This is a genomic window from Microbacterium sp. (assembly GCF_039812165.1).
Classification (GTDB): domain Bacteria; phylum Actinomycetota; class Actinomycetes; order Actinomycetales; family Microbacteriaceae; genus Microbacterium.
The window spans coordinates 1-3,629 of the sequence record NZ_JBDIAB010000252.1 but is presented as its reverse complement, the minus strand read 5'-3'; the positions used below and the strand labels follow the sequence as shown (position 1 = coordinate 3,629).

Genomic DNA, 3,629 nt, shown 5'->3' with positions numbered 1-3,629 from the left:
CCCCGGCATCCGGTAACATCGGTACTCGGCCCGCACGGGTCGACGGGCGATTGGCGCAGTTGGTAGCGCGCTTCCTTCACACGGAAGAGGTCATCGGTTCGAGTCCGGTATCGCCCACCACACCGCCTTCAGGACCGCGCGACATCGTACGATGCGGGCCTCCCATCTGGCCTTTCCCCGCCGCTGCGCTGGTGACGACGCCTGCTGTCCGGCGTTACCCTGATCTTGTGCGAGGGGAGGGCGGCGATGGATTCCACAGAGGTGATCTCGGCACGCTCGACGCACGGGCGCACGCCGCTGGACGCGTACCGCGCCACGCGCATGCCGTACCTGGTGCACGGGGTGCTCATGATCGCGCTCGGCGTGGCCGCGGTCGGCCTGGGTGCCGGGATCGTGTCGTTCCTCGACGAGTTCCGCGCGGACGCGCTGAACTCGATCTTCGGTGATCCGGGGCCCGTCCGGCACTTCGTCCTGTTCGACCTGGGCACGTACGCGCTCTTCGCGGTGATCCTCCTGACCCTGGCGGTGACGACGACGGCGCAGTGGGCGACGGGGCGGCAACTGGACTTTCCCGTTCTGGGCACGATCCCGGTGATCCTGGTCGGCGTCGCGATCGGCGTCACGATCTCGGTGCCGTGGATGACCCCGGCCGCCGTGGTCGGTCGCCGCGTCGACACCTCCTTCGGCAGCCCCGACGAGCTCTGGAACGGGTGGGACTGGGCGTGGTATCGCTTCGATCTCTGGGGGCCGATCGTCGCAATCGCGCTGGCCGTCTGCGCGCTGCTCGTCGCCGCGATCGTCCGGATGAGACGCTCCCGCACCCGCCTTGCCCTGCGGCACGTCCTGAGCCACGGGGCGATCGTCCCCGGCATCGTCACCGCGGCCCCGTCGTTCGTCCGAACGCACGACCTGGCCACATCCCCGACGAACACCCGCATGAGAGGAGACCTGGTCGCGCGGTTCACCGACCCCACGGGCACCGTTCGACACGTGGCCCAGGTCAGCGCCTTCCACGTCGGGGACGTTCCCGTTGTGGGTCAGCCCGTCGCGGTCCTGATGGATCCGCAGGCCCCCGCCGACACGAAGCGGGTATGGCTCGCCCCCACCGGAGCCCGCGCGGAACGCGACTTCCGCGCCTGGCGCGTCGACACCTGACGGCGCACGCTCACGTCGCGCGATAGCGCGGAGGCCCTGGCACGGTGCCTTCGTCGCGGCGCTACTGTGACATCGACACATCCATCGAGCGGGGGTGACGATGCGGGTCTTCTTCACCGGCATCCAGGCGTTCGGCGAGGGGAAGGACGCACCTCGCCTCTTCGTCCAGATGTCGAACGTCTTCGGGGAACGACTCGCCGACCGGGACTACGGCGGCGGGCTCGACTGCTGGTTCGTGCTGTTCGTCTTCCAGCGCGACGACGACCCCGACTATCCTCGCGGCAAGGAGCGGATGCTCTACAAGCGCGGCACGGGCGAGCTCGATCTGCGTCTGTTCGCCGACCACGAGGCCTGGCGGAAGGCACGCAGAGACGGCGACACGGCGGAGCAGTGTCGCCTCCTCTACGACGTCGCGCGCCGCTCGTTCGACATCATGCGCGCCAAGCGGATCGCGGACTTCGACGTCGACGCCTTCGAGCACGACGTCGAGGCCGTGGCCGCCGAGCACGGATGGACGCGGTGACGGCACCGACGCACGTCGTCGCGGATCTGGCACGGTCGGCGGTCGCGCCCGCGGCCTCGACGGCGGCCGGGCGCCCCTCGACGGAGTCCGCCGTTTCCGCGATGGACGCGCGGGAGACGGTGTGCCCGCCCTGCGGTCATCGCCCGAACGTGGCGGTGAGCCCGGCCGCGACGATGTCGAGCTGCCGCTCGAACCGCGCGTCGTCGGTCTCGCGCACGTGGCCGGCGGCGCGTGCGAGCGGTGTCCGGTCGCCGATCGCGGCGTCGCGCTCCTCGATCGCGTAGCGCGCGGGGTCGGCCATGGCCGACTGAGCCCGTTCCTGCTCCTCGATGACGAAGCCCACGACGAACGCGGTCACCAGCTCCGCAGCGGCGACGACGTCGGCCAGCGTCAGGCCGTCGGTCGTCCAGCGCGCGAGCCACGGCTCCTGCGCGCGCAGCACCTCGGGATCGGTCAGGCGCGTGCCGCTGAAGGTCCGCGCCCCGTCGCGATGCAGCAGATACTCGCGACGGAGGATGCGGGCGTAGGCCAGCATCCCGTCGCGCCAGTGCCAGGACGGCTCGGCGTCGAATCGCCGCTGCACGCGGCGCTGGATCTCGGTGCCCATCTCGTCGAGGAGCTCTTGCTTGCTCCGCACGTGCCAGTACAGCGCCGGCGCCTGCACGCCGAGACGCCGCGCGACCGCCCGCACGGTGACGGCATCCGCCCCGCCCTCGTCGAGCACGTCGAGCGCAGCCTCGACGATGCGCTGTCGCGTGATCCCCTTCGCCACGCTTGACAGCTTAACAACGTTAAGCAAGCATGATTGTATTGAACAAAGTTAAGGAGCTTCTCATGCGTGCAGCGATCATCACCGCGCCGGATGCCGTTCCCCTCTGCGGCGACTTCCCCGAACCCGAGCCGGTGCCCGGTCGCCGACCGCTCTCGCTGGTCGGCGCCGGCATGCACCAGGTCGTCCGCTCCGTCGCGACCGGTCGGCACTACGGCAGCACCGGCGACTACCCGCTCGTGCCGGGGGTCGACGCCGTGGCGCGTCGGGACGACGGGGCGCTCGTGTACACGGGGTTCACCCGCGCGCCCTGGGGCACGATGGCCGAGCGTCTCGCGACCGCGTTCGAGGTGCCGCTGCCCGGCGCGGCCGACCCGCTGGCGGTCGCGGCCGGGATGAACCCGGGCATGTCCGGCTACCTCCCGCTGAGGCGGCACCGCGAACGCCACGGCACGCTGGGCACCGTGCTCGTGCTCGGCGCGACCGGCATAGCGGGCCGCCTGGCGGTGCAGAGCGCCCTGGCGCTGGACGCCGCGCACGTGATCGCGGCCGGCCGCGACGCCGAGGCGCTCGCCGCCCTGCGCGCGCTCGGTGCGGAGGCCGTCTCGATCGCCGACTCGTCCGCACCGCTCGCCGACGCCGTGCGGGCCGCGACGCCGTCGCTCGTGCTCGACTACGTCTGGGGCGCGGCCGCCGAGGCCGCATTCGCGGCACTCGGCCGCCGCGGTCTCGACGCGGACGACGCCGACATCTCCTACGTCCAGATCGGGAGCGTGGGCGGCCCGGACGCCGCGATGCCGTCGAGCCTGCTGCGCGCACGGCGCATCACGGTCAGCGGCAGCGGCTCCGGCTCCGTCGAGCCCGACCGGCTGCTCGCCCAGCTCCCCGGGCTGATGGCGCTCATCGCCGACGGCACCCTCGACGTCCCGTACACGGCGTATCCGCTCGAGCGTATCGCCGACGCATGGACGCACACGGGCCGCACACGGGCCGTCGTCGTGCCCTGACCCGCTCGCGGCCGGGGCACGACGCGCTTCGGCACAGAGCCCCGCCGAGCGACGTCAGCGCTCGCCGACCGCCCAGCCGTAGCGCTTCTGCAAGACCCGCGCCACGCGGCTGAAGCGGTCGAGGTCGAGCGCCGACGCCTCGCGCCGCATGCCGCGCACGTGCACGCTGTAGAGC

General features: G+C 71.9%; 4 protein-coding genes and 1 tRNA gene. 4 read left to right on the top strand and 1 reads right to left on the bottom strand.

The window, feature by feature from the left end; genetic code table 11:
- The first annotated feature begins 44 nt into the window (after window positions 1–44).
- The 3 genes from WML84_RS13780 to WML84_RS13770 all read left to right on the top strand — a co-directional run bounded on the left by WML84_RS13780 (window position 45) and on the right by WML84_RS13770 (window position 1,678).
- A tRNA-Val gene (locus tag WML84_RS13780) sits at window positions 45–120 on the top strand.
- A 126-nt stretch (window positions 121–246) separates the two neighbouring features.
- Window positions 247–1,155, top strand: a complete 909-nt coding sequence (locus WML84_RS13775; RefSeq protein ID WP_347346708.1) for a hypothetical protein — start codon at window positions 247–249, stop codon at window positions 1,153–1,155.
- A 94-nt stretch (window positions 1,156–1,249) separates the two neighbouring features.
- Window positions 1,250–1,678: a hypothetical protein gene (locus tag WML84_RS13770; protein WP_347346707.1), complete on the top strand. Its 429-nt coding sequence runs from the start codon at window positions 1,250–1,252 to the stop codon at window positions 1,676–1,678.
- Window positions 1,679–1,814: 136 nt separating this feature from the next.
- On the opposite strand, the gene WML84_RS13765 is transcribed toward WML84_RS13770, so the two are convergent.
- Complete coding sequence (locus WML84_RS13765) at window positions 1,815–2,450, bottom strand: TetR/AcrR family transcriptional regulator C-terminal domain-containing protein (RefSeq protein WP_347346706.1); 636 nt, start codon at window positions 2,448–2,450, stop codon at window positions 1,815–1,817.
- A 62-nt stretch (window positions 2,451–2,512) separates the two neighbouring features.
- Here WML84_RS13765 and WML84_RS13760 point away from each other — a divergent pair, with 62 nt between their 5' ends.
- Window positions 2,513–3,454: a zinc-binding alcohol dehydrogenase family protein gene (locus WML84_RS13760; RefSeq protein WP_347346705.1), complete on the top strand. Its 942-nt coding sequence runs from the start codon at window positions 2,513–2,515 to the stop codon at window positions 3,452–3,454.
- The last annotated feature ends 175 nt before the right edge of the window (window positions 3,455–3,629 follow it).